Raw genomic sequence first — 26638 nt, forward strand, 5'->3', positions numbered from 1 at the left:
ACCTATGGCTGACTTCTTTTTCAACACCACCCTTGGGGCGATCCTGCTGATCGTGGGCCAGATTTTCCTCGTGGTGATTCCGTTGCTGGTGGCGCTGGCGTTCCTGATGTACGCCGACCGCAAGATCTGGGCCTCGGTCCAGCTGCGGCGCGGCCCGAACGTGGTGGGCGTGTACGGTTTGCTGCAATCCTTTGCGGATTTCGGCAAATACATCGTGAAGGAGATCGTCGTTCCGGCCGGTGCCGACCGTCCGGTGTTCTTTCTCGCCCCGATGATCAGCCTTGTGATGGCGCTGGTCGCGTGGGCGGTCATTCCGTTCAACGACGGTTGGGTGCTGTCGGATATCAACGTTGCGATCCTGTTTGTTTTCGCGGTCTCCTCGTTGGAGGTCTACGGGGTCATCATGGGGGGCTGGGCGTCGAACTCGAAATACCCGTTTCTCGGCTCGCTGCGGTCCGCCGCGCAGATGATTTCCTATGAGGTTTCCATCGGTTTGATCATCATCGGCGTGATCATCTCCACCGGGTCGATGAACTTCAGCGGCATCGTGGCCGCACAGCACGGCGACTTTGGTTTGCTGAACTGGTACTGGTTGCCGCATTTCCCGATGTTGATCTTGTTCTTCATCTCGGCGCTGGCCGAGACGAACCGTCCGCCGTTCGACCTGCCGGAGGCAGAATCGGAGCTTGTGGCGGGCTATCAGGTTGAATACTCGTCGACGCCGTTCCTGCTGTTCATGATCGGCGAGTTGGTGGCCGTGGTGCTGATGTGCGCGCTGATTTCGCTGATGTTCTTCGGCGGCTGGCTGTCCCCGATCCCCGGTTTGCCCCACGGCATCTTCTGGATGATCGCCAAGATGGGCCTGGTGTTCTTCTTCTTCTCGCTGATCAAGGCGATCACGCCACGCTACCGCTATGACCAGCTGATGCGTCTGGGCTGGAAAGTCTTCCTGCCGTTCTCGCTGTTCTGGGTCGTTTTCGTTGCGTTCGCGGCAAAATTTGAATGGTTCTGGGGTATCTATGCCCGCTGGACTTTAGGGGGCTGATATGACCGACTATACACGTCACGCCAAATACTTCCTGTTGCAGGATTTCTACCAGGGCATGAAGCTGGGCATCAAATACATGTTCAAGCCGAAGGCCACGCTGAATTATCCGCACGAAAAGGGGCCGTTGTCTCCGCGGTTTCGCGGCGAGCATGCGCTGCGCCGCTATGCCAATGGCGAGGAACGCTGTATCGCATGCAAACTGTGCGAGGCCGTATGTCCGGCGCAGGCGATCACCATCGATGCAGAGCCGCGCGACGACGGCAGCCGCCGCACGACGCGCTATGACATCGACATGACGAAGTGCATCTATTGCGGGTTCTGTCAGGAAGCCTGTCCGGTGGATGCGATCGTCGAAGGCCCCAACTTCGAGTTCTCCACCGAGACGCGTGAAGAGCTGTACTATGACAAGGCCAAACTTCTGGCGAACGGGGACCGGTGGGAAGCCGAGATCGCGCGCAACCTCGAAATGGATGCCCCTTACAGATGACCGACAAGAACCCCTGGGAAGACATGATGCGGCAGGCGCAGGAAATGGCAAAGGCCTTTCCGGCAATGAATGCGTTTTCGCCCAGAGGCTTCGAAGCGATGATGGGCCTGATGCCGAAAGAGCTGATGGAGACGTTTTTCGGCAACAAATACAACCCCGACGGGCTGGATGCCAGGACAAGGTTGCTGCTGACCCTGGCAGGGTTGACCATGCAGGGCGCGCAAAACGACATAGCGGTGCGTCAGACGGTCCGTCACGCGATCGAGGCGGGCGCGCACAAGCAGCAGATCATCGAGACGATCGGCCAGATGGCGTTGTTCGCGGGCATTCCGGCGATGCAGCGCGCGATGGATCTGGCGCAACCGGTGCTTGACGAAATGGCCGACGAGACAACCAAGGACAAGGAAGGTGACGCATGAGCGTTTTTGCATTCTATCTTTTTGCGATCAGTGTGATCGCAGGCGGGTTGTTCACGGTCATCAGCCGCAATCCGGTGCATTCGGTTCTGTGGCTGATCCTGTCGTTCCTGTCCGCTGCGGGTCTGTTTGTGCTGCTTGGCGCGGAATTTGTCGCGATGTTGCTGGTCATCGTCTACGTCGGGGCGGTGGCCGTTCTGTTCCTGTTCGTGGTGATGATGCTCGATGTGGATTTCGCCGAGCTGAAGGCGGAGATGGCGAAATACATGCCGCTGGCGTTGCTGATTGGTCTGGTCATCCTGATGCAATTCGTCATGGCGTTCGGGGTGTGGGAATTCAACGTGGGCGCCGAAGGGTTGCGGACGCAGGTGACGGATGTCGCGGTGACGAACACGGCGGCACTGGGGCTTATCCTCTACGATGACTACTTCTTGCTGTTCCAGCTGGCGGGGCTGATCCTGCTTGTGGCGATGATCGGTGCGATTGTGCTGACCTTGCGGCATCGGGGCGATGTGAAGCGTCAGAACGTGGTCGCACAGATGATGCGCGACCCCGCGAAGGCGATGGAGTTGAAAGATGTAAAACCCGGGCAGGGGCTTTGAAACCCGGTGCCCCGGCCGCAACGGGGATCGGAATTTTTGAAAAATTCCGGAGCGTTTTCTTTAAAAGAAAACGAGCCCGGAGCACCGACACAGAAGGAAAACACGGATGTCTCGCACTACTTTGGTCGCTTTGATCGTGATCCTCATCATTGTACTTGGCGGCTACAGCTTCCTGTGAAATACGCAGCGCTGTAGAGCCTGCGGTGCCGCGCGATGCACGCTCCAGAGGGGCGAAATGACCGACTACCACCTCGTTGGGGTGAGAAACTGAGGGACGACATGATCGGACTGGAACACTATCTGACAGTTGCGGCGACGCTATTTGTTATCGGCATCTTTGGCCTTTTTCTCAACCGCAAGAACGTGATCATCCTGCTGATGAGCATCGAGCTGATGCTGTTGGCGGTGAACATCAACTTCGTTGCGTTTTCCAGCTACCTCGGGGACATGGTCGGACAGGTCTACACCCTTTTCGTCCTGACCGTCGCTGCGGCGGAGGCGGCGATCGGTTTGGCGATCCTCGTGTGTTTCTTCCGCAATCGGGGAACGATCGCGGTTGAAGACGTCAACGTGATGAAGGGTTGAGAACATGGAACTAACGCTTCTCTTCGCCCCGCTTGTCGGCTCGCTTCTGTGCGGTTTCGGCTGGAAGGTTTTTGGCGAGACTGCGGCCTGCTGGATTGCCACCAGCCTGCTGTTTCTCTCGGCGTTGCTCAGCTGGGTCGTCTTCATCGGTTTCGACGGCACGTCCGAAACCATCCAGATCCTGCGCTTTATCGAAAGCGGCAGCCTGAGCACGGATTGGGCGATCCGCATGGACCGGCTGACCGCGATCATGCTGATCGTGATCACGACCGTCTCCAGCCTCGTGCACCTCTATTCCTTCGGCTACATGGCGCATGACGAGAACTTCGGCGAGGGTGTGAGCTACAAGCCGCGATTTTTTGCGTATCTGTCGTTTTTTACCTTCGCGATGCTGATGCTTGTCACCTCCAACAACCTTGTCCAGATGTTCTTTGGCTGGGAAGGGGTGGGCGTTGCCTCGTATCTGCTGATCGGGTTCTACTACAAGAAACCATCGGCGAACGCGGCGGCAATCAAGGCCTTCGTAGTGAACCGGGTCGGCGATTTCGGTTTTGCGCTTGGCATCTTTGCGCTGTTCTTCCTGACGGACAGCATCAATCTGGACGACATCTTTGCCGCTGCACCTGATTTGGCGGACACCACGCTGACGTTTCTTTGGGCCGATTGGAATGCCGCGAACCTGATCGCCTTCCTGCTTTTCATTGGTGCGATGGGCAAGTCCGCGCAGTTGTTTCTGCACACCTGGTTGCCGGATGCGATGGAGGGGCCGACGCCCGTGTCCGCGCTGATCCACGCCGCGACAATGGTGACGGCAGGTGTCTTTCTGGTCTGCCGGATGTCGCCGATCATGGAATTTGCGCCGGAAGCGATGGCGTTCGTCACTTTCTTGGGTGCGACGACGGCGTTCTTTGCCGCAACGGTGGGTCTGGTCCAGACGGACATCAAGCGTGTCATCGCCTATTCGACCTGCTCGCAGCTGGGCTATATGTTTGTCGCTGCCGGTGTCGGCATGTATTCCGCAGCGATGTTCCATCTGCTGACGCACGCGTTCTTCAAGGCGATGCTTTTCCTTGGCGCCGGGTCGGTGATTCATGCGATGCACCACGAGCAGGATATGATGAACTACGGCGGTCTGCGCAAAAAGATCCCCTATACGTTCGCGGCGATGATGATCGGCACACTGGCGATTACCGGTGTCGGCATTCCACTGACGCATATTGGCTTCGCAGGCTTCTTGTCGAAGGATGCGATCATCGAAAGCGCGTTCGGCGCGGGCGCGATGTACGGGTTCTGGCTGCTGGTGATCGCGGCGGCAATGACCAGCTTCTACAGCTGGCGGCTGATCTTCCTCACCTTCTTCGGCGAGGCGCGCGGCAACAAGCATACTCATGAGCACGCGCATGAAAGCCCGATGACGATGCTTGTGCCTTTGGGCGTTCTGGCGATCGGTGCCATCTTCTCGGGCATGGTGTTTTACAAGAGCTTCTTTGGCGCGACTGAATATGTCGCGGACTTCTACGGTATCCCGCTCGCCGAAATGGCAGAGGGTGGCGATACCGCTGTCGAGGGTGCCGAAGAGGCGCACGACAACGCGGACGCGGGCGCCCATGACGGCGAACACCATGGTCCGGGCTTTGGCGGGGCGCCGGGCGAGGGGGCGCTTTATTTCGGAGCTGACAACACCACGCTCGACGATGCGCACGGTGTACCGGTCTGGGTCAAGGTCAGCCCGTTCCTGGCGATGCTGGGTGGGTTTGTGATGGCGCTGTGGTTCTATATCTGGAACCCGACGCTGCCCGGACGTCTGGCGGCATCGCAGCGGCCCCTTTATCTGTTCCTCTGGAACAAGTGGTACTTTGACGAGATATACAATTTCATCTTCGTCCGTCCCGCGATGGCCATCGGTCGGTTCCTGTGGAAGCGCGGCGACGGCAGCGTGATCGACGGCGGCCTGAACGGTCTGGCGATGGGCATCGTGCCCTGGCTCACGCGGCTCGCGGGGCGCGCACAGTCCGGGTACATCTTTACCTATGCCTTCGCGATGGTGATCGGGATCGCGATCCTCGTGACCTGGATGACGATGACCGGAGGAGCGAACTGATGGAAAATAACCTGCTCTCCATTGTGACCTTCATGCCGGCATTCGCTGCGCTGATCCTCGCGGTTTTCCTGCGCGGAGAGGATGAAGCGGCGCAGCGCAACGCCAAATGGCTGGCGCTGATCACTACGACGGTGACGTTTATCGTGTCGATCTTCGTCTTTATCGAATTCGATCCCGCCAACACGGATTTCCAGATGGTCGACGAGGCCGCCTGGCTGCTTGGTCTGACGTACCGGATGGGTGTCGACGGAATCTCGATCCTGTTCGTAATGCTGACCACCTTCATGATGCCCTTGGTCATTGCCGCAAGCTGGGATGTGAAAACACGGGTCAAGGAGTACATGATCGCGTTCCTGGTGCTCGAGACGCTGATGCTGGGCGTGTTCATGGCACTGGATCTGGTGCTGTTCTATGTCTTCTTCGAAGCCTCGCTGATCCCGATGTTCCTGATCATCGGCATCTGGGGCGGAGCGAACCGCATCTACGCGAGCTTCAAGTTTTTCCTCTACACTTTCTTCGGCTCGGTTCTGATGCTGGTGGCAATGGTCGCGATGTTCTCGGATGCGGGCACTACCTGTATCGGTGGGTGCGACGTCAGCCTGCTGACGCATAACTTCGGGTCGGAGACGATCGACGTGTTCGGCTTCCAGATTATCGGCGGTGTTCAGACGCTGATGTTCATCGCCTTTTTCGCCAGCTTTGCGGTCAAGATGCCGATGTGGCCGGTTCACACCTGGCTGCCGGATGCGCACGTGCAGGCGCCGACGGCGGGGTCCGTCGTGCTTGCCGCGATCCTTTTGAAGATGGGCGGTTACGGCTTCTTGCGCTTCTCGCTGCCGATGTTCCCGATGGGGGCGGAAGTGGTCGGGCCGCTGATCCTGTGGCTGTCGGCGATCGCCATCGTCTACACCTCGCTGGTGGCGCTGGTGCAGGAAGACATGAAAAAGCTGATCGCCTATTCGTCGGTCGCGCACATGGGGTTCGTGACGATGGGGATCTTCTCGACCAATCAGCAGGGGCTGGACGGCGCGATTTTCCAGATGATCAGCCACGGTTTCATCTCGGGCGCGCTGTTTCTCAGCGTAGGCGTGATCTACGACCGGATGCACACCCGCGACATCGACGCCTATGGCGGGTTGGTCAACCGGATGCCCGTCTATGCGATGCTGTTCATGTTCTTCACCATGGCGAACGTCGGTCTGCCGGGGACTTCCGGTTTCATCGGTGAATTCCTGACGCTGATGGCGGTTTTTCAGGTCAACACCTGGGTGGCTGCGGTGGCGACGACCGGTGTGATCTTTTCGGCGGCCTATGCGCTGTGGCTGTACCGCCGGGTTGTGATGGGCGATCTGATCAAGGAGAGCCTGAAGATGATCAGCGATATGACCGCGCGCGAGAAATGGATTTTCGCGCCGCTGGTGGCGATGACGCTGTTGCTTGGCATCTATCCGGCTGCGGTGCTCGACATCATCGGCCCGTCCGTTACGGCGCTGGTGGATCAATATGACACGGCTGTCGCGGCAACGGATGCCGCCATGCAAACCGCCGAAGCCCAGAATTGAGGGAAGATAAAAGATGAACCACGATATCTCTCAAATCCTGCCCGAGATCATCCTCGCCGGGTTCGCTCTGGCCGGGCTTTTGTTCGGGGCCTATTTCGGTAAGGACGCGGTCGCGCGCCCGCTGTTGTGGCTGACAGCCGCGCTGATGGTTGTGCTGGCCGGTGTTGTCGGGACGAGCACGGACATGACGGTCGAGGCGTTCAACGGCATGTTCGTAAATGACGGTTTCGCGCGCTTTGCCAAGGTAGCTTTGCTGTTGTCCGCAGCGGCGGTTCTGATCATGTCCGAAAACTACATGCTGACGCGCGGGCTGTTGCGGTTTGAGTATCCGGTACTGGTCGCGCTGAGTGCTGTCGGCATGATGATGATGGTCTCGGCGGGCGACCTGATGGCGCTATACATGGGTCTCGAATTGCAATCGCTGGCGCTGTATGTCGTGGCATCGTTGCGCCGGGACAGTGTCAAATCCACCGAAGCCGGGTTGAAGTATTTCGTCCTCGGGGCGCTCAGCTCCGGTATGCTGCTTTATGGTGCATCGCTGGTGTACGGCTACGCGGGCACGACGCTTTTCTCGGGCGTTATCATCACGGCGCAGGCCGGGCAGACGTCCCTCGGGATGCTGTTCGGGATCGTGTTCCTGATTTCCGGTTTGGCGTTCAAGGTGTCGGCGGTGCCGTTCCACATGTGGACGCCTGACGTCTATGAAGGATCGCCCACGCCCGTCACGGCGTTCTTTGCCACCGCGCCCAAGGTGGCGGCAATGGCGCTGTTCGCGCGGGTGCTGCACGATGCTTTCGGCTTTGCGGTCAGCGACTGGAGCCAGATCATCGCGCTGTTGTCAGTGCTGTCGATGTTCCTCGGCGCGATTGCGGCGATTGGCCAGACCAACATCAAGCGCCTAATGGCATATTCCTCAATTGCCCACATGGGATACGCCCTGATGGGGCTTGCCGCAGGAACCGCGTTCGGTGTGCAGGCGATGTTGGTCTACATGGCGATTTACGTGACAATGAACGTCGGGGTTTTCGCCTTCATTCTGCTTATGGAGAAAGACGGGCAGCCGGTGGTCGAGATTTCGGCATTGAACATGTATTCAAAACATCATCCCGGCAGAGCGGCGGCGCTTTTGGTGCTGATGTTCAGCCTGGCGGGCGTACCGCCCTTCCTCGGCTTTTTCGGCAAACTCTACGTCTGGCGCGCCGCGTTGGATGGCGGAATGATCTGGCTGGTCGTGGCCAGTGCGGTGGCATCGGCGATCGGGGCGTTCTACTATCTTCGGATCGTTTTCCTCATGTACTTCGGCGCGGACAAATCCGCGGCGCTGGACCGTAACCGCAGCGGCGTGCTGAGCGGATTCCTGGTTGCCTCAGCGGTGATCATGGTGATCGGGATCGTCAACATGTTCGGTGTCGAGGGAGCCGCGGCGCTGGCGGCTCAGGCGCTTGTCGAATAATGTACACCGGGCGGGGCTGACAGGTGAGTAACTGGCCCGACGGTTATACGCGCCACGTCTTCCGCAGCCTCGATTCAACGCTGTCGGAGGCGGCGCGGATCGCGCCGTCGCTTACCGGATCTGCCTGGATCCTCGCGCGCGAGCAGACGGCGGCGCGGGGGCGACGGGGGCGCGCATGGTCGACGCCGGACGGGAATTTCGCCAGTACACTGATCATGAAGCGCAATGGATCCCTTGGCGACGCGGCCCTGCGCAGCTTCGTGGCCAGCCTTGCGCTGTGGGAGACATTCGTGGCGCTGACCGGGCGTGCGGACGCTTTTGCGCTCAAATGGCCGAACGACGTGCTTTTGAACGGTGGCAAGGTGGCGGGGATCCTGCTTGAGACGCTCGGGCAGCATCTGGTGATCGGCATCGGTGTCAACCTCGCACATGCGCCCCGGCCCGATCAGGTGGAGCCGGGCGCGGTGAAGCCTGTGTCGCTGGCGGGAGAGACCGGCGCAAGGATCAGCCCCGAAGATTTTCTCGATGAATTGGCGGTCCAGTATGACCGCGTCGAGATGCAGTTTCGTACCTATGGTTTTGCGCCGGTGCGCACCGCGTGGCTGGCCCGTGCCGCTCGGATCGGCGAGACGGTGACCGCGCGTACCACGCGCGATGAGACCACCGGCGTGTTCGAGGACGTCGACAGGTCCGGAAATCTCGTTCTTGCAACGCCGAATGGCCGCGTTTCGATTGCAGCGGCGGATGTTTACTTCTGAGAAGGGGAGGCGCGCATGCTTCTGGCCATTGATTGCGGGAATACGAATACGGTGTTCTCGATTTGGGACGGCACCGATTTCATCGCCACCTGGCGCACCTCGACCGAGTGGCAGCGCACGGCGGACCAGTACTATGTCTGGCTCAGTACCCTGATGAAGCTTCAGAAGATCGAAGCGGACATCACGGATGTCATCGTGTCTTCAACCGTACCGCGTGTCGTGTTCAACCTACGTGTCCTCGCGGACAGGTATTTCCAGACCCGGCCCATCGTTGTCGGCAAGCCCGAATGCAGGCTGCCGATTGACGTGCGCGTGGATGTGGGGACTGCGGTGGGGCCGGACAGGTTGGTCAATTCGGTGGCCGGGCATGATCTTTACGGTGGTGATCTGATCGTGGTCGATTTCGGCACGGCGACGACATTCGACGTGGTGGCGGCCGATGGCGCATATGTCGGCGGTGTGATCGCACCCGGCGTCAACCTGTCGCTGGAGGCGCTGCACAATGCCGCGGCGGCCCTGCCGCACGTCGATATCTCGAAACCGGCGCATGTTGTCGGGACGAATACTGTGGCCTGTATGCAATCCGGAGTCTTTTGGGGTTATGTCGGGCTCGTCCGTGAGATATGTGCGCGGATAAAGGCGGAGCGCGCGCGGGACATGTGCGTGATCTCCACTGGTGGGCTCGCGCCGCTGTTTCAGCAGGCCGAGGCGCTTTTTGATGAATATCAAGATGATCTGACAATACACGGGCTGACCGTGATCCATAAGTTTAATAAGGAAACAGCTGAATAATGAGCAGCGAAAGATTGATCTACCTGCCCCTCGGTGGGGCGGGTGAAATTGGCATGAATGCCTATGTGTATGGCTACGGCAAACCCGGCAAGGAGCGGCTTATCGTCGTCGACCTTGGCGTGGCGTTTCCCGATATGGATACGTCCCCCGGCGTGGACCTGATCATCGCCGATATCGACTGGCTGGTAAAGCGCCGCGACCAGATCGAGGCGGTGTTCGTGACCCACGCGCACGAAGACCACGTGGGCGGCATCGCCCATACCTACGACAGTTTGCAGGCGCCGATCTATGCGCGCCGCTTTACCGCCAACATCGCCAAGCGCAAGATGGACGAATACGGCCATCCCGATGACGCGGTTCGCATTGTGGGGGTGTTTCCGCATCAGGTCGATGCCGGCCCGTTCAAGGTGGGCTTTCAGCCGATTTCGCATTCGATTCCCGAAAGCTCGGCGTTGATCATCGACACGCCGGCGGGCCGGATCGTGCATTCGGGCGACTTCAAGGTCGACCTGACTCCCGGCGTGGGCGAGGCATTTGATCCCGCCGCGTTCGAGGAAATCGCCAAAGGCGGCGTCAAGGCGTTGATCTGTGACAGCACGAATGTGTTCAGCCCCGAAGCGGGCCGTTCCGAAGCCACGCTTGGCCCCGCCATCGAGGAACTTGTCGCGTCCGCCGAGGGCATGGTCGTGGCGACGACGTTCGCGTCCAACGTGGCGCGAGTCAAGACACTGGCCGAGGCGGGGGCGCGGGCAGGACGGTCCATCGTGCTGCTCGGTCGGGCGATGAACCGGATGGTGGATGCATCGCAGGAAACCAAGGTGCTCGAAGGCTTTCCGGCCACAATCAGCCCGGAACAGGCGCGGGACGTGCCGCGCGAGAATCTGATGTTGCTGGTTACGGGATCGCAGGGCGAGCGTCGCGCGGCGAGCGCGCAGCTGGCGCGCGGCAAATACATGGGGCTGGAGATGAAAGAGGGCGATATGTTCCTCTTTTCGTCCAAGACCATTCCGGGCAACGAGCGCGGCGTGATCCGCATCATGAACCAGTTCTCGGAAATGGGTGTCGACGTCGTAGACGACAGCAACGGCAAATACCATGTCTCGGGCCATGCAAACCGTCCCGACCTGGAAACGCTGCACGATTTGCTGAAACCGCAGGTTCTGATCCCGATGCACGGCGAACACCGTCACCTGCGCGAGCATGTGAAGATCGCGGATGCGAAGGGCATTACCGGTGTTCTGGCGGTCAACGGGATGATGATCGACCTGTCCGGCAATGCGCCGAAGGTGGCCGAGTATGTCGAGACGGGCCGGACCTATCTGGACGGATCGGTACAGGTTGGCGCGTTGGACGGTGTCGTGCGCGACAGGATCCGCATGGCGTTGAACGGCCATATGACTGTCACGGTGCTGATGGACGAAGAGGACGAGCCGCTTGGCGATCCATGGGTTGATACCATGGGCCTGCCGGAAGAGGGCATGAGCAAGTCGCCATTGGTCGACGTCGTGGAACATGATCTGGCGCAATGGCTGGGTCGCGCTGGTGCTAAGACGCTGCGCGACGACAAGGCGCTCGACGAGGGGCTGCGCAAAGTTGCACGGCAATCGGCGAACAATGAGATCGGCAAAAAGCCCGAAATCACCGTTGTGGTCAGCCGCCTGAGCTGATCCCAGCCGTAGAGCGCGTTAAACGAAAAAGACCCGCAGCGCGATGCTGCGGGTCTTTTTTATTGTTTCGGAAAGGTTTGCTTCAGGTCTCGCGCTCTTCAAAGCTGAGTTCGATGAATGCGGGCGTGTGATCGCCAAGACCGACGACCTTGTTGCCACCGCGATCATCGCGGTTATCGCTGCGGCGGTTCGACCCGCCACGCCCGCGCGATGATCCGGTGCGCGCGGTGGTGTTTTCGGCTTTCTGCGGGGCCGGGGCGCTGGCCTGCGCGGGCTCCCTGGCGTCCGGTGCCGGCGTTTCCTCGCGCGCCTTCGACGGCTGCTTTTCGGCATCCGCTTCTTTGGGCGCGTCGGATTTGCGGCTGCGTGACCTTGTGCGCTTGGGCTTGTCGGTCTTCGTAGCGGCGTCCGGTTTCGGCGTGTCCTGACCGGCGGCATCTGCGGCAGGCTTCTCGCTCCGGGACGTCGCCTTGTCGCCAAGCGGGTTGTCGAGGCGGGGGATCGTCTTTTGCACCAGCCGTTCGACATCCTCGAAATTCTTCTCATCGCGGGGCGTGCAGATCATGATCGCCTTGCCATCGCGGCCCGCGCGTCCGGTGCGACCGATGCGGTGCACGTAGTCTTCGGCGTGGCTGGGGACATCATAGTTGAAAACGTGGCTGACTGCGGGCACGTCGAGGCCACGGGCGGCCACGTCGGACGCCACGAGAAAGCGCAGATCGCCCGCACGGAATCCATCGAGGGTCTTTGTGCGTTGGCTCTGGTCGAGATCGCCGTGGATCGGGGCGGCGTCATAGCCGTATTTCTTGAGCGACTTGGCGACCGTATCCACATCCATCTTGCGGTTGCAGAAAATGATCGCGTTGCTGCAATTGTCGCCTTCGGCGTCGATCAGCGCGCGCAGGATCCTGCGCTTTTCCGTGCCTTCACGGTCCTTCCGCGACGCCTTGAACATCAGCACACCCTGTTCAATCGTCTCGGAGGTGGTGGCCTGACGGGCGACTTCGATGCGTTCGGGGTTGCTGAGAAACGTATTGGTGATCCGCTCGATCTCTGGTGCCATCGTGGCGGAGAAGAACAAGGTCTGGCGGGTGAAGGGCGTGAGGCCGAAGATCCGCTCGATATCGGGGATAAAGCCCATGTCGAGCATTCTGTCGGCTTCGTCGACGACCATCACCTTGACGTCCGTCAGGATCAGCTTGCCGCGCTCGTGGTGATCGAGCAGGCGGCCGGGCGTGGCGATCAGGACGTCAACGCCCTTGTCGATCAGCTTGTCCTGTTCCTTGAACGAGACGCCGCCGATCAGCAGCGCCTTGGTCAGCTTGAGGTGCTTGGTATAGGTATCGAAATTCTCGGCCACCTGCGCGGCAAGCTCGCGGGTGGGGCACAGCACGAGGCTGCGCGGCATCCGCGCGCGCGCGCGTCCGCGGGCCAGCGCCGTGATCATCGGCAGAACGAAGCTGGCGGTTTTGCCGGTGCCTGTCTGAGCAATGCCCAGAACGTCGCGGCCTGTGAGGGCGGCGGGGATGGCGCCAGCCTGAATCGGTGTAGGGGTTTCGTATCCCGCTTCCTCGATGGCTTTGAGGACCTTGGGGTTCAGGTTCAAATCTGAGAATTTTGTCATGTGTATCCGTATGTTGCGGACACTGGTCTGGCCCGCGGCAGCGTTCATATCGGCCCGCACGGCCCAATCGGCGGCCCGTGCCGCGACATGTTAGGGTTGCGCATAGCAAGTTGCGGCGGGGGCGTCAAATTTTTGCGAAATCGGGGAACTGTGATGCAATTGCGCTGTCGAAATCGAACCGTGCCTCGTAGAGCAGGCCATGCGCCGCGAGCCGCGCGCGCAGGGCGGGGGTGTCGGTGCAGACCTCGTCGAAGAAGTCGCGCAAACCGGCCTCGCCGGCCTCCTCTTCGATGAGGGCAAAAAGCTCGTGCACCGTCATGCCACCTCGGTCGCGTGGGCGGGCGGGGCCGAGATCAGCGCGGTAGGATCCGCGGGTAAAGCGGTAGTCGTAATGCCGCCGCCATGCGTCCCAGTCGGGCGCGTGGAAGTGCGCCAGATGCAGGTCGGGCAGCTCGCGCTCGGCGGGGTTCATTTCGCCGTCGAGAAAGGCGTTGTGGATACGGAACTTGACCGCGCCCAGCCCGGTCCGCACGAACAGCTTGCCCGCAATATGGCTCAGAAAGCCGCCTTTGAGGTGCTGTCCGTACTCTGGATAGAGGGCTGCAACGGTTTCTTCGCGGGCGCGTCCGGGGGGGATGAATTGCTTGAATGCCGCGCCGATCTGTGGATTGCCCCCTGACAAAAGCTCCATCGGGCGGGTGCGGGCGCAATAGACGTCGGCTGACAGCGCGCCCAGGTGCGCCGCGACCGGCGTTTCGCTGACCAGAAATTCGTCCACGTCCATGTGTATCAGCCAATCGACGTCGCTCGCGCGTCTGTAGGCACGGGTGGCGTTGAAGGTCTGGCGCGACTGGTGTTTCTCGGGGCGTCCGCTGTTGCGGCCCGTCCAATAGCCGTCGTCGCAGTGCACGACGCGCGCGCGCGGATGCGCCTCAAGCGCCTCCTGCGCTTCGGGGCAGGGCGCGTCGAGGTAGATGTAGATACGGTGTGCGCCCTGTTCCAGATGATAGGCCGCAAAGCGCAGGATCGCGGGAGCGTCGGACTTGATCGTGGCGACGATGCCCCAATTCATGCGCGCGGTTCACGGTTGGGAAGGGTGCGGGGCTGCATGGTCAGACCATCATTTCCTTGGTCGCGGTCAGCTTGATTTCGGGATAATCGCGGTCTACGCGGTCGATGTCCCACTGAAGACGGGTGAGGTAGACGATATCACCGTCGTGATCGTGCGCGATGTGCTGCTTGTTCGCCTCGCTGAATTTGTCGACGGCAGCCTTGGGGCCGTTGACCCAGCGGGCGGAAGTGAATTGCGATGGCTCGAAGCGGACGGGCAGGCCGTATTCAAGCTCGATCCGGCTGGCGAGCACCTCGAATTGCAACTGGCCGACGACGCCGACGACAAAACCGGAGCCGATGGAAGGTTTGAACACTTTCGCGGCGCCTTCCTCGGCGAATTGCATCAACGCCTTTTCGAGGTGTTTGGATTTCAGCGGATCGCCCGCGCGCACGCCTTGCAACAGCTCGGGCGCGAATGACGGGATACCGGTCACGCGGATCGCCTCGCCTTCGGTCAGGGTATCGCCGATGCGCAGCTGGCCGTGGTTGGGGATGCCGATGATGTCACCGGCCCAGGCCTCCTCGGCCAGTTCGCGGTCGGAGGCGAGGAACATCACCGGGTTGGTGATACTCATCGGTTTCTTGGAGCGCACATGGGTCAGTTTCATGCCACGTTCAAAGTGACCGGAGGCAAGACGCACGAAGGCCACGCGGTCGCGGTGCTTGGGGTCCATGTTGGCCTGCACCTTGAACACGAAGCCGGAGACGTTCTTCTCTTCGGGCAGGATCTGGCGCGGTTCGGCCTTCTGGATCTGCGGCTCGGGGCCGAACATGGCGATGCCGTCCATCAGCTCCTTGACGCCGAAACTGTTGATCGCGGAGCCGAACCAGATCGGCGTCAGCGAACCTTCGGTCATCAACGCGTGGTCGAGCGGCGGCATCAGTTCGCGCACCATCTCCAGATCCTCGCGCAGTTTCTCCAGCAGATCGGCGGGCACATGTTCGGCCAGCTTGGGATCGTCGAGACCTTCGATCCTGATCGACTCGGAGACCTTGTTGCGGTCCGCGCGGTCCATCAGTTCAAGCCGGTCGCGCAGGATGTCGTAGCAGCCGATGAAATCGCGGCCCACGCCGATGGGCCAGCTTGCGGGCGTCACGTCGATGGCGAGGTTTTGCTGGATCTCGTCGATGATCTCGAACACGTCGCGGCTTTCGCGGTCCATCTTGTTACAGAACGTCAGGATCGGCAGGTCGCGCATCCGGCAGACCTCGAACAGCTTCTGGGTCTGGCTTTCGACGCCTTTCGCGCCGTCGATCACCATCACGGCGGCGTCCACGGCGGTCAGCGTGCGGTAGGTGTCTTCGGAGAAGTCAGAGTGGCCGGGCGTGTCGACCAGATTGAAGCGGTAGTTCTTGTCGCGGCCCTGATAGTCGAACGACATCGCGGAGGCAGAGACGGAAATGCCGCGGTCCTTCTCCATCGCCATGAAGTCCGAGCGCGTGCGCCGCGCCTCGCCCTTGGCGCGGACCTGTCCGGCCATCTGGATCGCGCCGCCGAACAGCAGGAATTTCTCGGTGAGAGTGGTTTTGCCAGCGTCCGGGTGGCTGATGATCGCAAAGGTCCGGCGGCGCGCGATCTCGGGCGGCAAGGGGGGGCGGTTGGTATGCGTATCGAGCATGGCGGCTGGGGTATCCTGAGCGTTGTTTGGCCGGGCCTGTCGGACAGGCGCGCGGCGAGCCGTACACATATCCTACATGCACAGGTGTGCAAGAGTGTGGCGGCTAGCGGCCGGAGGCTTTGCGCAGAAGTTCGGCGGCATCGGGGCGGCTGAGCAATGCTTCGTGTACGTCGAGGCCCGCGTGCGGCACATCGGAATGGCCGGCGATGACATCGCCGAGCGCGTCGGACAGATCCTGCGGCAGCACCGGTTTGGTGCGGCTGTCGATCAGCATGGATTCGGCGGCGATGCCTTCGGCATAGATGATCTGGTGGCTATCAAAAAGCAGTTGGTAGTAATCCACGAAGCCACCTTCGGCCACGCGCACAGTGGTGCCGTTGACCAGATGGCGCGCCTTGACCAGCAATTCGGCGCGCCCCGCGCCAAGCTCGTCCGTGCGCTGGTAGATAAAGAGGCGGTGATCGGGGCTGACCACCAGATCGTTGGCGTTGCTGAGCGTTCCGGCGGCGATCACGATGGGGGCGAATTCACCGAGGGCGCGGGTGGTCGTGGTGCCGATCCAGCGCAGCGTCTGCACTCCGTCGTCGCGCGTAAGGATGCGGTCCCCGACGGCCAGACGCTCGACCGGGCGCTGTTCGCCCGAGGCCAGCGTGATGTGGGTGCCGTGGGTGAAGCTGACGCAGGCGACCTGCGCGAACTTGCGCCGCGCGCCGTCGCGGTCGATGCCCACAAGGCGGTATTCGACCTTTGATCCCAAAGCGATGAAAGGCAGCAGATATATTTCGGCGATCTGTCCGTCGCCGTCCACCTCGACAAGCAAAAGCGCGTCCGAGATCGCGCCGTCGGGCGACATGAAGGTAAGCGCGCAGTCAAGGTGCAGCGTCGCACCGGGCGTTCCAATGGCGGTGTCGTGACCCACCGAAAACGTCGCATCGTCGCGCGCGATCAGCGACAGGCGCGCGGGTTCGGCGCCGAATGCAAGCTCGTACACGTCATCGAGGATGAGTTCGTTCGCAAAGGAGAGCAGATCGCCCATGTTGGCGCCGTCGGTCGCATGGAATTGCGCGGCGACGTAGACTGGAACGCTTTGCGAGGAAGGGGTGCCTTTGGCCATGGGACGGATTGCCTTTGCGAACTGCGGTGCGAAAAATCTAGGGTAGGATTATGGCGGTGTGCGGTCAATGAGGCGGTCTTTTGCTGGCGTCTGTGCGCACGCTGGTGTTAGCTGCGTACAAACGCTCAATAGGGAGAGATGCGATGGATCTGGGGATCAAGGGTAAGCGCGCGCTGGTGTGTGCATCGTCGAAGGGGCTGGGCCTTGGCTGTGCAGAGGCGCTGGCCGCCGCCGGTGTCGATCTGGTGATGAACGCGCGCGGTGTCGAGGCGCTGGAATCCGCGGCGGAGCGAATTCGCAATGATTACGGTGTGTCCGTCACGACGGTGGCGGCCGATATCGCCACGCCGGACGGACAGGATGCGGTTCTCAAGACCGCCGAGGGCGTCGATATCCTGGTCAACAACGCAGGCGGACCGCCCCCCGGCATGTGGACGGATTGGGAGCGCGAGGATTTCATCAAGGCGCTGGATGCAAACATGCTGGCACCGATCGCGATGATTAAAGGGTTGGTGCCGGGCATGATGGAGCGTGGCTGGGGCCGCGTCGTCAACATCACGTCGCAATCGGTGCGCGCGCCGATCGGCGTGCTGGGGCTGAGCAATTCGGCACGTACCGGGCTTACGGGCTATGTCGCGGGCACCTCTCGGCAGGTGGCGGACAAGGGCGTGAACATCAACAATCTGTTGCCCGGTATCCACGCAACCGACCGCGCCGATGCGCTGGATGGGGGCGTGGTCAAGGCCAAGGGCATCACGCTGGACGAAGCGCGCGCCGAGCGGGCGGCGGGGATCCCGGCGGGCCGCTACGGCACGCGCGAGGAATTTGGCGCCGCCTGCGCATTCCTGTGCTCGCAGCACGCGGGATTCATCGTGGGGCAGTCGATCCTGCTGGATGGCGGGGCGACCAACATCACGATGTAGAGAGAGCGCGCATGCTTAACCGGCGTGCTGTTGTGCGCCGGATGATTCGCGCGAATTGTTTACGTTTGGTGGATAGTTTCCCTCTTTTTCAAAGACTTGCCACCAGTAAAACGGGAGGAGGGATGATGGTCCTCCCGTCAGACGTGAAAAAATGTGTTAATAATCCGTAAAAATCATGTTCACGTTGTGTTTTTTCTGCCTGCGAGCCACACAAGGTTCAGCTACGGACGGCGTTTTGGGAGATCACCAGCACCGTTTCGCAGCTTCGGGGCACCCTCGAAAAAATGCTTAATGCCAATTCCGGCATCTGCACGGGTTCCCGATCATTCTTTTCCACGAGGAGCGACCCATGAGTGCGAGTAAATTCATTTTGGCCAGCAGCACGGCCCTGACCCTTTCAATGTCCGCCGCTTTCGCCGCCGATGGCAACCAAGCCTATCTTGACCAGACGGGCAATGATCACAGTGCGCTGATCACGCAGTCGGATGGCGACAGCAATGTGGCAGGGACGGACACACAGAATGTGACACAGAATGGCTTTCTCAACCAATTGACGATTCTGCAGTCGGGCGATGGCAACAGCATCGGCGAAGGCGCCAACGCGAATGCCGCGGTAGACGGCGTCATTCAGCAGATGAACGGCAGCAACCCACGCGCGGGTGCGGTGGGCAACGATCTCTCCGTAACCCAGACGAGCGACGATAACACCGTCGGCGCGGTCTCGCAGACCGGTTCGACCACCGGCGTCCTGAAAGGCAACACCGCACAGATCGCACAAGGCGATGCTGCGGGAGATGGCGATGGCAATACCGTGGGTGATGTGACGCAGATCAAAGGCAGCAGCGCGCGGAATGAGTTGACTGTCTCGCAGACCGGCAACAACAACATGCTGGCCAGCGTCCGGCAATTGAACCGTAAGGGCGGAACTGCGGCAAACGACAACGAAGCATCCGTAACCATGACCGGCGACAACAACGGCAATGGCGCGTTGACCGGGTTTGCCCTGTCGTCCGGCGCGACCAGTTCGAATGTGATCCAGGGTCTGAGAACCTCGCCGATCGAGTCCAGCGCCTGGGGCAGTGCCGCCGATATCATCATCACCGGTGACGACAGCGAGTTCGGCGTCACGCAGGTCGGCGGTTACAACTCGATCGGAACGTTGACGATCGGCGGCAATCGCAATCAGGTCGGTACGTACCAGATTGGCACAAGCAACCTGATCTCGGTCGTGGGCGTTTCGGGCGATGACAATAACATCGGGATGCGTCAGGACGGCTTCAGCAACACCGGCAGCGTCGATGTGACTGCGGGTAACGGCAATGTGGTCGGGACCGATCAAACTGGGTCGGACAACTCTGTGACCGTTACCATCATTGGCAACGACAACGGGGCGCCAGACCTGTTCTCGGGCAACGCAGCAACGCTGGGCCTGACCGAAGGTCTGCTTGTTCAAGACGGCCTGAGCAACATCGCAACGCTTGACGTCGGCGGTTTGTCGGCCAGCAACAACAACCTGTTCGCAATGGCGCAGATCGGTGACGACAATATTGCGAACGGAAAACAGGATGGCGTGTCAAATCAGGCAGCACTGACGCAAGACGGCGGAAACAACGTCGGCGTGTTCAGCCAGAACGGCACCGGGAACAACGCCGCGATCTCTCAGTAAGGTCAGCGGCCTTAGCGATCATCGGGAGCGGCGTTTCAGACGCCGCTCCTTTTCGTTGCAGCAGGGTCGAAGGGCTGATAGCAGCTATCCGACAGAAATGATCGGATTAGCCGTCGATGGAGCAGCAGACACCGCGCCTTGAGATCCGCAACCTGATGCGCCGTTTCGACGGGCGTGCCGTGGTGGATGACGTAAGCCTGAGGATCATGCCGGGGCAGGTGACGTGCCTGCTGGGACCGTCGGGCTGTGGCAAGTCGACGACCCTGCGGATGATCGCCGGCGTCGAGATGCAGGACAGCGGCACGATTCACGTCGATGGCAACCTGATCTGCGATACCGTGTTTCGCGTACCACCCGAGCGGCGCGAAATCGGGCTGATGTTTCAGGACTTTGCCCTGTTTCCACATCTGAGCGTCGGTGACAATGTGGGTTTCGGCCTGAAGATCGGCACACGGGCGCACAAGCGCGCGCGGGTCGAGGAGCTTTTGGACCGGGTGGCGCTCAAGCAGTTTATCGACGGCTATCCGCACCAGTTGTCGGGCGGCGAGCAGCAGCGCGTGGCGCTGGCGCGCGCGCTTGCGCCGCGTCCGCGCATCATGCTGATGGACGAGCCGTTTTCCGGTCTCGACAACCGGTTGCGCGACGGCATCCGCGATGAGACACTTAGCATTCTCAAGGACGAGGACACGGCTGTTCTGCTGGTTACGCACGAGCCGGAGGAGGCGATGCGCATGGCCGACGAAATCGCGCTGATGCGCGACGGCAAGATCGTGCAGCAGGGCGCGCCCTATAACGTCTATACCCGGCCCATCGACCGTGCCGCAGTCTCGTTTTTCTCGGATGCCAACGTGCTGCGCGCCGAGGTGCGCGGGGCGCTTGCGCATACGCCGTTCGGGCAGTTTCTGGCCCCCGGTCTGCCCGATGGGACGTGGGTGGATATCGTGTTCCGGCCCCAGCATGTCCGCATCGATTTCGACCGGGCGGGCAAGGGTCCGATCCCCACTGCCGTCGATGGCACCCCCGCGCGCGCGGTCGTGGCGCGGTCGCGGTTCATGGGCAACGAGAGCCTTGTGGAGTTTTGCATGGATCACGATGGGTCCATGCTGCGCGCGACGGTGCCGAACGTTTTCCTGCCACAGCCCGGTACGGTGATGTGGCTCACGATCCGGCGCGACAAATGCTTTGTTTTCGACGCGGGTAAATGACACGCCCCGGGTATGGGGAATTGCAGGAACATGGACATGCAAAAGTTGTTGATCGAATTCGGTATGGGAACGTCGCTCAGACGCGGCGATTACACGCAGGCGGCAACGCGGGCGGTGCGCGATGCGCTGTGGCACAATTCGATCAACCTTGCCGAACTGTTCGGGTTTGATAAATCGGACATGCGGATCACGCTGGATGTCGGAGTGCAACAGCCCGACCGCGTGGATGTCGCGGCACTGGCGGCTGTTTTCCCCTACGGGCAGGTGGCGGTGAATGTGGTTCATGGGGGGCTGGATGTGCCGCGACCCGATGGCGACGGCCATCCGACGATTATGGCCAATGTGGCGCTGTCGGTGGGATTCGATATGGAGAAAGCCGATGGATGAACAGCGCGTGATAATTGAAATGGGCATGGGCAACGATTTGCACGGGATGGACTATACCAAGGCGGCCAGCCGGGCCATCGAGGATGCGTTGCGCCATTCGTCGTTGCCGTTGTTTGGTGTGCTGGACCTGCCGGACGACGCAATGCGGGTGCAGGTAACGGTCGCAGTGCAGGAGCCGGACAAGCTTGACCTCGATGTGCTGCGCGGGATGCTGCCGCGCGGGCGGGCCGAGGTGCAGGGGGTATCGGGCGGGCTTAACGTGGCGTCGGGCGACGAGACGATCGTAATCGCACAGGCGTCGGTCGAGGCGTTTCTCCCCGCGCAGGCAGGGTGGGCGTTAAAGCGCGCTCAGGGCGCGTAGTCCGCCAACGTCCGGCCCGGTTCGTCGTGGAACAGTTCCGGCAGCGCCTCGGCGGATTCGATCAGATCCAGACGAAAGACGCGGAAGGCCGCGCGCAGCTCGCACCACGCCGTCAGCGTCCAGACCCGGCCGATATGGTCGACCTGCAGGGGCCGGACGGTGCGCGAGGTGACGGTGCCGTCGGGGGCAGTATAGGTGAGGCGCAGTTTCTGGCGCGCCCGGATCGCGGCGCGCAGTGGCGCAAGGTGGCCAAAGCCGCGCGCGGCATCTGCAAAGGGCGATGCGGCGAATTTCCAGGCATCTGTTTCACGCTGAACGGACTGGGGCAGGGCGCCGTCGATCTTGTCCGCCAGGCGGTTCGCTGCGGCCTGCAACTCGGGGTCGGCCAACTGCGCGGCAATCGCCAGCCCGAGGTTCAGCGCCTCGACTTCTGTGGGCGTCAGGGACAGCGGCGGCAGGCTTACCACATCGGCAATGCGGTAGCCCGCGCCGCGTGTCCCCTCGACGGGAACGCCGGATGCGGCAAGCCTGTCCATGTCGCGGTAGAGCGTGCGCAGTGACACGCCCGTACGGGTGGCAAGCTGCTGTGCGGTGTGGGTGCCGCCATCGCGCAGGATCTGCACGATGTCGTAAAGACGGTCGGCGCGGGACATGGGATGGCTTTCGGTAACGCAGATCCTGCCATAAAGCTGTCAGGAGGCTTGCGCAAGTTCTCAAATTATGCGCCAGAAGAAGCTGGTGTAGCGGCAAAACGCATTTTGGGATTTTGGCGACAACGCAGGCTTGATAGGAAATGAGCGAATACCGCGCCCGCGGTGCGGGCAGAAACCCAATTATCGGAGAATGAAGATGCTGAACAATATTGGTTTGCCGGGTCTGCTGCTGATTGCAGTTGTCGTGTTGGTGCTGTTCGGGCGGGGCAAGATCTCGTCGCTCATGGGTGAGGTCGGCAAGGGCATCACCAGCTTCAAGAAGGGCATCAGCGAAGGCGAGAACGATCTGGCGGACGAAAAGACCGGTGAGATCGCATCGACGCCGCAGCCGTCTGTCGAGACTGAAACCGAGACCAAGGACAAGGTGTAAACCCGATGTTCGATCTTGGCTGGACCGAAATGCTGGTTGTGGGGATCGTGGCGTTGATCGTCGTCGGCCCCAAGGATCTGCCCGTGCTGTTTCGCAAGGTCGGCCAGTTCGTCGGCAAGGCCAAGGGCATGGCGCGCGAGTTCACGTCCGCGATGAACGACGCGGCGGACCAGTCCGGCGTGCGGGAGATGTCGACGAGCATCAATAAATCGCTCAAGGCCGCGACCAATCCGGTCGGCACCGCGATGGACGGGGTAAAGGATGCGGCGAAGTCGTTGACCGATCTCGACCCCGACAGCGAGACCGGCAAGATGGCGGCGCAGCGTGCACAGGACGTCAAGCGTATCCAGGCCTCGACGGCCCGGGCCGCCGCCGAGCGCAAGGCACGCGAGGCCAAGGAGGCGCAAGAGCGTGCAGATGCGATGGAAGCGTCGCTGAGCGAGAGTCCGACACCGGCGGAAGAACCCGAGAAGAAAGCTGACACATGAGCGCGAGCGACAACGACATCGACGACAGCGCGGCACCGCTGATCGAGCATCTGGCGGAGCTGCGCACGCGGCTTATCCGCTCTGTCATGGCGTTCATCGTCGGTATGATCATCTGTTTCAGCTTCGGCAGTTCGATCCTTGATTTCCTGCTGGTGCCGATCGAGAACACGATGCGCGATCTCGGCAACCCGAACCCCGTGATGCAGTATACCGCGCCGCAGGAGTACTTTTTTACGCTGATCCGCATTTCGATGGTCGGTGGCCTTGCGATCAGTTTCCCGATGATCGCGCATGAGCTGTGGCGCTTCGTGGCGCCGGGCCTCTATCGCAATGAGAAAAGCGCCTTCCTACCGTTTCTGATCGCCTCGCCGGCGCTGTTTCTGCTGGGGGCATCCTTTGCGCATTACATCGTCGTGCCGTTGGCGATGCAGTTTTTCCTCGGCTTCTCCGACGCGGCGTCGATTTTGACGGCGCTGGTTGTTGAAGGCGATGCCCGCGAGTCGGGGATCGACATCGTGTTTCAGGGTAAGGTGAACGAAAGCCTTGATATCACGTTGAAAATGATCGTGGCCTTCGGTCTTTGCTTTCAGCTTCCGGTACTGCTTACCCTGATGGGCAAGGCGGGGCTGGTGACGGCGGAGGGGTTGGGCAATGTGCGCAAATACGCGGTTGTCGGGATCTTGCTGCTTGCCGCACTCGTCACACCGCCCGATGTTGTTACCCAGATTATCCTCTTCGTCGTGGTCTATGGGCTTTATGAGATCTCGATCTTTCTGGTGAGCCGTGTGGACGCCAAGCGCGAGGCACAGCTGCGTGCGGACGGGTATTACGATGACGAAGCGGATTTCGACGCGATGGCCGAGGAAATGGACCGCGAGGACCCGATTGTCGAAGAGACGGACGACAGGGACCGAGACCTATGATCGACGATCCGATGGACCGTATTGCAGCGGCGCTGGAGCGCATCGCTCCGGCACCGCTTGCCGCGCCTGATTTCAACGCGGCCTCGGCTTTTGTCTGGCACACGGGGCCGGACCGGCTTGAGCCCGTTGCACGGGTGTCACGTGTGGACATAGGGTTGCTTGTGGGGGTCGAGCGGTCGCGCGACACATTGCTTGAGAACACCATGCAATTTGCCGCTGGATTGCCCGCGAACAACGCGCTTTTGTGGGGTGCGCGTGGCATGGGAAAATCCAGCCTGGTCAAAGCGGTACACGGTACCGTTCAGGTAAAGCATGAAGACCTGAAGCTGGTGGAGCTACAGCGCGAGGATCTGCCATCCGTGGGCCGTCTGCTTAACCTGCTGCGGGGATCCGAAACACGGTTTATCCTGTTTTGCGACGATCTGAGCTTTGGGCACGATGATGCGCATTACAAGTCGCTGAAAGCGGTATTGGACGGCGGAATCGAAGGACGGCCCGATAACGTGGTTTTGTATGCGACGTCGAACCGCCGTCATCTGATGCCGCGAGATATGATCGAGAACGAGCGCGGCTCGGCGATCAATCCGGCGGAGGCGGTGGAGGAAAAGGTGTCATTGTCAGACCGCTTTGGGCTTTGGCTGGGATTTCACGCCTGCGACCAGGAGCAATATCTGGCGATGATCCGCGGCTATTGCGACGCGCACGGTGTCGAGATCGACGATGCGACCCTGCGCGCCGAGGCTGTCGAGTGGCAAGCTACGCGCGGCAGCCGGTCGGGCCGGGTCGCGTGGCAGTACTTTACCGATCTGGCGGGGCGGCGCGGGATCGCCTTGGACTGAACGTGCCGACGGTTCGGATCGGAACCGGTGCCTAGACGCTTCATCCGGCAAACCTCTGCCTTTTCTGTCGGTTATGAACCGCCTCGCGTTTGTTGGATGCCAGTAACTTGAGGCTGGATGATGGGTGTGACAAAAAGCGAAATGGAAAATCGCAATCCGTACTAGTCCGCGCGCGGCAGTCTGGATGGGGGCACGCGAATGCGACTGCGGCCGTTATGTTCAGCGACCTGCGCCTTTTGGTCCGATCGGAAACATCCCGCCAGCAGGGAGCGAACCTCTGTGCGCAGCAGGACTCGCGCGGCTATGAGGAGCTTTCGATGCTGGGTCGTGGCGTGCCCAGAGGAATAGCGTTGTCAGAGCGCCTCAATCGGTTTTAACCTCTGTCCGTAAAGCGGAGGCGGTATGCACCATCGAACGGCCTTGTGAGTTTACCTCATCGGGCGCTATGGGAGCATTCGCCACACAGGTGTCGGGGCGGGGGGGCGCCGCCCCCTTGGCCCCGAAGGGCCAATTCCCCCGGGATATTTACGGCCAAAAGAAATGCGCAGGGCGGCGATTAGTTCAGGTAGGGGTTCGGATCGACGCTGTCGAAGCCTTTGCGCACCTCGAAATGAACGTAGGCATCCGATCCGCCGCGCAGTTTGGCGATGTTCTGGCCGCGGCTGACACTGTCGCCCTTGGCCACCGTCACATCCGTTACGTTCGCGTAGACGGTGAGCAGATTGTCGGCGTGGCGCACCACGACGATCGGCACCCCATCGGCGCTTTTGGTGATGGCCGCGACGGTGCCTGTATCCGCGGCCTTGACGGATGTGCCGGGGGCGGCCTTGATGTTGATGCCTTCGTTCTTGCCTTTGGAGTAATCGCGGATGATCGTGCCGCTGACCGGGCGGACAAATTTACCTGCCGATACCGGTTGCGTCGTGGGACCGACGTCGGCGACGGGGGGCGGGGCGGCAGGGCTGGCTGCGGCCGTTTGCGGCTCGGCTTCGGCTGCGGGTGCGATATCCTCGTCGGGCAGCGGTTTTGCGGCTGACGGTGGCGTGGGTGTTGCCGAGCCGGTTCCGGGCAGCGTCGTCGCGGCGGCTGTTGCGGGGGGGATGCGTCTGGGTGGATTTTGCGACGCGACCGGAATTAGCAGGAATTGCCCCTCGCGTATGGCGAAATCGGCACCGAGGCCGTTCCATTCGGCCAAGGCCTCGACCGGCACGGAATAGAGGCGCGCGACGGTAAAGGCGGATTCGCCGCGCTCTACCTTGTGGCGTATCGGTTCTTTGCCGGTTTGTGTTACGGGGGGGGCAAGCGGTTGGGTTTGCACGCCTGGGGTGGCCGGAACGCGGTCGATCGCACCGCCTGCAACGGCGGAGATGTCGACGGGCTTGATCGGGCCGGTGGCGCCTGCGCCTGTCGCCGGTGACGGCTCTGCCACGCGGGACGGGAGAGCAATCACTTCATCGGCCCGCAAGGTGATGTCCGGCGCGATCCCGTTGAAGCGCGCAAGCGTTGCGGGATCAATGCCGACGCGGCGGGCGACGTCGGCGAGGGTATCGCCCCGGCGGGCGACGGCGACCTGATAGTTGGGATAGGAGATCACGCCGCGGTCGTCGGGTTCCGGGCGCGCGGCAAGCGAGGTTTGGGCGGCGTCTGCGGTGCTGAATCCACCGCCGATGCCGCGCATGTCGAAATCAAGCGGTTGGCTGCATCCGGCAAGTGCCGCACAGGCGACGCCCGCAAGCAGTGAAAGACGCACGCGGCGGTCAGATGTGGTGAATGTCATCGAAAAGTCCTTGTCACTGCCCATCCCATGTCCCCGGGATTTGCG

General features: G+C 61.2%; 26 protein-coding genes. 20 read left to right on the forward strand and 6 right to left on the reverse strand.

Going from position 1 to position 26638, the window contains the following annotated elements:
• Positions 1–4: 4 nt before the first annotated feature.
• From nuoH to Q1A06_RS01755, 11 genes are all read left to right on the forward strand, one after another.
• The gene (gene nuoH / locus Q1A06_RS01705; protein ID WP_299558020.1) at positions 5–1045 is read left to right on the forward strand and encodes an NADH-quinone oxidoreductase subunit NuoH; all 1041 of its coding nucleotides are present in this window, start codon (positions 5–7) and stop codon (positions 1043–1045) included.
• Between the two features lies 1 nt (position 1046).
• A complete protein-coding gene (nuoI, locus tag Q1A06_RS01710; protein ID WP_299558022.1) occupies positions 1047–1535 on the forward strand; it encodes an NADH-quinone oxidoreductase subunit NuoI in 489 nt (162 codons plus the stop codon).
• A complete protein-coding gene (locus tag Q1A06_RS01715) occupies positions 1532–1954 on the forward strand; it encodes a carboxymuconolactone decarboxylase family protein (RefSeq protein ID WP_299558024.1) in 423 nt (140 codons plus the stop codon). Before nuoI ends, Q1A06_RS01715 begins: the two co-directional genes overlap by 4 nt.
• Complete coding sequence (locus tag Q1A06_RS01720) at positions 1951–2553, forward strand: NADH-quinone oxidoreductase subunit J (protein WP_299558026.1); 603 nt, start codon at positions 1951–1953, stop codon at positions 2551–2553. The genes Q1A06_RS01715 and Q1A06_RS01720 overlap by 4 nt, the downstream gene beginning before the upstream one ends.
• Before the next feature lie 279 nt (positions 2554–2832).
• Entirely contained in the window at positions 2833–3138 is a 306-nt protein-coding gene (nuoK, locus tag Q1A06_RS01725; protein WP_299558028.1) for an NADH-quinone oxidoreductase subunit NuoK, read from the forward strand.
• Between the two features lie 4 nt (positions 3139–3142).
• Entirely contained in the window at positions 3143–5239 is a 2097-nt protein-coding gene (nuoL, locus tag Q1A06_RS01730; protein ID WP_299558030.1) for an NADH-quinone oxidoreductase subunit L, read from the forward strand.
• Positions 5239–6801, forward strand: coding sequence for an NADH-quinone oxidoreductase subunit M (locus Q1A06_RS01735; RefSeq protein WP_299558032.1), 1563 nt, complete (start codon positions 5239–5241; stop codon positions 6799–6801). Before nuoL ends, Q1A06_RS01735 begins: the two co-directional genes overlap by 1 nt.
• 13 nt (positions 6802–6814) lie before the next feature.
• Positions 6815–8254 (forward strand): NADH-quinone oxidoreductase subunit NuoN, encoded by a 1440-nt coding sequence (gene nuoN, locus Q1A06_RS01740; protein ID WP_299558034.1) that lies wholly within the window; start codon positions 6815–6817, stop codon positions 8252–8254.
• A 23-nt stretch (positions 8255–8277) separates the two neighbouring features.
• Complete coding sequence (locus Q1A06_RS01745; protein WP_299558036.1) at positions 8278–9012, forward strand: biotin--[acetyl-CoA-carboxylase] ligase; 735 nt, start codon at positions 8278–8280, stop codon at positions 9010–9012.
• Between the two features lie 15 nt (positions 9013–9027).
• On the forward strand, positions 9028–9804 hold the full coding sequence (locus tag Q1A06_RS01750) for a type III pantothenate kinase (RefSeq protein ID WP_299558038.1): 777 nt from the start codon (positions 9028–9030) through the stop codon (positions 9802–9804).
• Positions 9804–11471, forward strand: coding sequence for a ribonuclease J (locus Q1A06_RS01755; protein WP_299558040.1), 1668 nt, complete (start codon positions 9804–9806; stop codon positions 11469–11471). The genes Q1A06_RS01750 and Q1A06_RS01755 overlap by 1 nt, the downstream gene beginning before the upstream one ends.
• Positions 11472–11553: 82 nt before the next feature.
• Here the strand turns inward: Q1A06_RS01755 and Q1A06_RS01760 are convergent, their stop codons facing one another.
• The 4 genes from Q1A06_RS01760 to Q1A06_RS01775 all read right to left on the reverse strand — a co-directional run bounded on the left by Q1A06_RS01760 (position 11554) and on the right by Q1A06_RS01775 (position 16941).
• Positions 11554–13095, reverse strand: coding sequence for a DEAD/DEAH box helicase (locus Q1A06_RS01760; RefSeq protein ID WP_299558042.1), 1542 nt, complete (start codon positions 13093–13095; stop codon positions 11554–11556).
• Between the two features lie 124 nt (positions 13096–13219).
• Positions 13220–14167, reverse strand: a complete 948-nt coding sequence (locus Q1A06_RS01765) for a glycosyltransferase family 2 protein (RefSeq protein WP_299558044.1) — start codon at positions 14165–14167, stop codon at positions 13220–13222.
• A gap of 40 nt (positions 14168–14207) precedes the next feature.
• On the reverse strand, positions 14208–15827 hold the full coding sequence (locus Q1A06_RS01770) for a peptide chain release factor 3 (protein ID WP_299558046.1): 1620 nt from the start codon (positions 15825–15827) through the stop codon (positions 14208–14210).
• A gap of 103 nt (positions 15828–15930) precedes the next feature.
• Complete coding sequence (locus tag Q1A06_RS01775) at positions 15931–16941, reverse strand: Hint domain-containing protein (RefSeq protein WP_299558047.1); 1011 nt, start codon at positions 16939–16941, stop codon at positions 15931–15933.
• Between the two features lie 143 nt (positions 16942–17084).
• On the opposite strand from Q1A06_RS01775, the gene Q1A06_RS01780 reads away from it, so the two are divergent.
• From Q1A06_RS01780 to Q1A06_RS01800, 5 genes are all read left to right on the forward strand, one after another.
• Entirely contained in the window at positions 17085–17864 is a 780-nt protein-coding gene (locus tag Q1A06_RS01780) for an SDR family oxidoreductase (RefSeq protein ID WP_299558048.1), read from the forward strand.
• 349 nt (positions 17865–18213) lie between these two features.
• Complete coding sequence (locus Q1A06_RS01785) at positions 18214–19530, forward strand: hypothetical protein (RefSeq protein WP_299558049.1); 1317 nt, start codon at positions 18214–18216, stop codon at positions 19528–19530.
• A 116-nt stretch (positions 19531–19646) separates the two neighbouring features.
• Positions 19647–20735 (forward strand): ABC transporter ATP-binding protein, encoded by a 1089-nt coding sequence (locus Q1A06_RS01790; protein ID WP_299558050.1) that lies wholly within the window; start codon positions 19647–19649, stop codon positions 20733–20735.
• Positions 20736–20771: 36 nt separating this feature from the next.
• A complete protein-coding gene (locus Q1A06_RS01795; protein WP_299558851.1) occupies positions 20772–21122 on the forward strand; it encodes a Lin0512 family protein in 351 nt (116 codons plus the stop codon).
• Positions 21115–21483, forward strand: a complete 369-nt coding sequence (locus Q1A06_RS01800; RefSeq protein WP_299558052.1) for a Lin0512 family protein — start codon at positions 21115–21117, stop codon at positions 21481–21483. The genes Q1A06_RS01795 and Q1A06_RS01800 overlap by 8 nt, the downstream gene beginning before the upstream one ends.
• Here Q1A06_RS01800 and Q1A06_RS01805 read toward each other — a convergent pair.
• Positions 21471–22136: a YafY family protein gene (locus Q1A06_RS01805; RefSeq protein ID WP_299558054.1), complete on the reverse strand. Its 666-nt coding sequence runs from the start codon at positions 22134–22136 to the stop codon at positions 21471–21473. The genes Q1A06_RS01800 and Q1A06_RS01805 overlap by 13 nt on opposite strands.
• Positions 22137–22332: 196 nt before the next feature.
• Here Q1A06_RS01805 and Q1A06_RS01810 point away from each other — a divergent pair, with 196 nt between their 5' ends.
• From Q1A06_RS01810 to Q1A06_RS01825, 4 genes are read left to right on the forward strand one after another with little or no spacing between them, the layout of a single operon-like run.
• Positions 22333–22566, forward strand: coding sequence for a twin-arginine translocase TatA/TatE family subunit (locus Q1A06_RS01810; protein WP_299558056.1), 234 nt, complete (start codon positions 22333–22335; stop codon positions 22564–22566).
• Between the two features lie 5 nt (positions 22567–22571).
• Complete coding sequence (gene tatB, locus Q1A06_RS01815) at positions 22572–23054, forward strand: Sec-independent protein translocase protein TatB (protein ID WP_299558058.1); 483 nt, start codon at positions 22572–22574, stop codon at positions 23052–23054.
• Entirely contained in the window at positions 23051–23977 is a 927-nt protein-coding gene (gene tatC, locus Q1A06_RS01820; RefSeq protein ID WP_299558060.1) for a twin-arginine translocase subunit TatC, read from the forward strand. The genes tatB and tatC overlap by 4 nt, the downstream gene beginning before the upstream one ends.
• Entirely contained in the window at positions 23974–24816 is an 843-nt protein-coding gene (locus tag Q1A06_RS01825; RefSeq protein WP_299558061.1) for an ATP-binding protein, read from the forward strand. Before tatC ends, Q1A06_RS01825 begins: the two co-directional genes overlap by 4 nt.
• A 556-nt stretch (positions 24817–25372) precedes the next feature.
• Here the strand turns inward: Q1A06_RS01825 and Q1A06_RS01830 are convergent.
• Entirely contained in the window at positions 25373–26593 is a 1221-nt protein-coding gene (locus Q1A06_RS01830) for a LysM peptidoglycan-binding domain-containing M23 family metallopeptidase (protein ID WP_299558063.1), read from the reverse strand.
• Positions 26594–26638 lie beyond the last annotated feature (45 nt).

It is taken from the genome of uncultured Sulfitobacter sp. (assembly GCF_947497275.1).
Classification (GTDB): domain Bacteria; phylum Pseudomonadota; class Alphaproteobacteria; order Rhodobacterales; family Rhodobacteraceae; genus Sulfitobacter.

Excerpts from the sequence above, each read along its gene's own strand:
- Q1A06_RS01775 (WP_299558047.1), bottom strand. The coding sequence starts at position 16,941 with ATGGCCAAAGGCACCCCTTCCTCGCAAAGCGTTCCAGTCTACGTCGCC.
- tatC (WP_299558060.1), top strand. The coding sequence starts at position 23,051 with ATGAGCGCGAGCGACAACGACATCGACGACAGCGCGGCACCGCTGATC.
- Q1A06_RS01765 (WP_299558044.1), bottom strand. The coding sequence starts at position 14,167 with ATGAATTGGGGCATCGTCGCCACGATCAAGTCCGACGCTCCCGCGATC.
- Q1A06_RS01720 (WP_299558026.1), top strand. The coding sequence starts at position 1,951 with ATGAGCGTTTTTGCATTCTATCTTTTTGCGATCAGTGTGATCGCAGGC.
- Q1A06_RS01760 (WP_299558042.1), bottom strand. The coding sequence starts at position 13,095 with ATGACAAAATTCTCAGATTTGAACCTGAACCCCAAGGTCCTCAAAGCC.
- Q1A06_RS01715 (WP_299558024.1), top strand. The coding sequence starts at position 1,532 with ATGACCGACAAGAACCCCTGGGAAGACATGATGCGGCAGGCGCAGGAA.
- Q1A06_RS01795 (WP_299558851.1), top strand. The coding sequence starts at position 20,772 with ATGCAAAAGTTGTTGATCGAATTCGGTATGGGAACGTCGCTCAGACGC.
- Q1A06_RS01735 (WP_299558032.1), top strand. The coding sequence starts at position 5,239 with ATGGAAAATAACCTGCTCTCCATTGTGACCTTCATGCCGGCATTCGCT.
- Q1A06_RS01770 (WP_299558046.1), bottom strand. The coding sequence starts at position 15,827 with ATGCTCGATACGCATACCAACCGCCCCCCCTTGCCGCCCGAGATCGCG.
- nuoI (WP_299558022.1), top strand. The coding sequence starts at position 1,047 with ATGACCGACTATACACGTCACGCCAAATACTTCCTGTTGCAGGATTTC.
- Q1A06_RS01805 (WP_299558054.1), bottom strand. The coding sequence starts at position 22,136 with ATGTCCCGCGCCGACCGTCTTTACGACATCGTGCAGATCCTGCGCGAT.
- nuoK (WP_299558028.1), top strand. The coding sequence starts at position 2,833 with ATGATCGGACTGGAACACTATCTGACAGTTGCGGCGACGCTATTTGTT.
- Q1A06_RS01810 (WP_299558056.1), top strand. The coding sequence starts at position 22,333 with ATGCTGAACAATATTGGTTTGCCGGGTCTGCTGCTGATTGCAGTTGTC.
- Q1A06_RS01830 (WP_299558063.1), bottom strand. The coding sequence starts at position 26,593 with ATGACATTCACCACATCTGACCGCCGCGTGCGTCTTTCACTGCTTGCG.
- Q1A06_RS01785 (WP_299558049.1), top strand. The coding sequence starts at position 18,214 with ATGAGTGCGAGTAAATTCATTTTGGCCAGCAGCACGGCCCTGACCCTT.
- Q1A06_RS01825 (WP_299558061.1), top strand. The coding sequence starts at position 23,974 with ATGATCGACGATCCGATGGACCGTATTGCAGCGGCGCTGGAGCGCATC.
- Q1A06_RS01800 (WP_299558052.1), top strand. The coding sequence starts at position 21,115 with ATGGATGAACAGCGCGTGATAATTGAAATGGGCATGGGCAACGATTTG.
- Q1A06_RS01755 (WP_299558040.1), top strand. The coding sequence starts at position 9,804 with ATGAGCAGCGAAAGATTGATCTACCTGCCCCTCGGTGGGGCGGGTGAA.
- nuoL (WP_299558030.1), top strand. The coding sequence starts at position 3,143 with ATGGAACTAACGCTTCTCTTCGCCCCGCTTGTCGGCTCGCTTCTGTGC.
- tatB (WP_299558058.1), top strand. The coding sequence starts at position 22,572 with ATGTTCGATCTTGGCTGGACCGAAATGCTGGTTGTGGGGATCGTGGCG.
- nuoH (WP_299558020.1), top strand. The coding sequence starts at position 5 with ATGGCTGACTTCTTTTTCAACACCACCCTTGGGGCGATCCTGCTGATC.
- nuoN (WP_299558034.1), top strand. The coding sequence starts at position 6,815 with ATGAACCACGATATCTCTCAAATCCTGCCCGAGATCATCCTCGCCGGG.
- Q1A06_RS01780 (WP_299558048.1), top strand. The coding sequence starts at position 17,085 with ATGGATCTGGGGATCAAGGGTAAGCGCGCGCTGGTGTGTGCATCGTCG.
- Q1A06_RS01790 (WP_299558050.1), top strand. The coding sequence starts at position 19,647 with ATGGAGCAGCAGACACCGCGCCTTGAGATCCGCAACCTGATGCGCCGT.
- Q1A06_RS01750 (WP_299558038.1), top strand. The coding sequence starts at position 9,028 with ATGCTTCTGGCCATTGATTGCGGGAATACGAATACGGTGTTCTCGATT.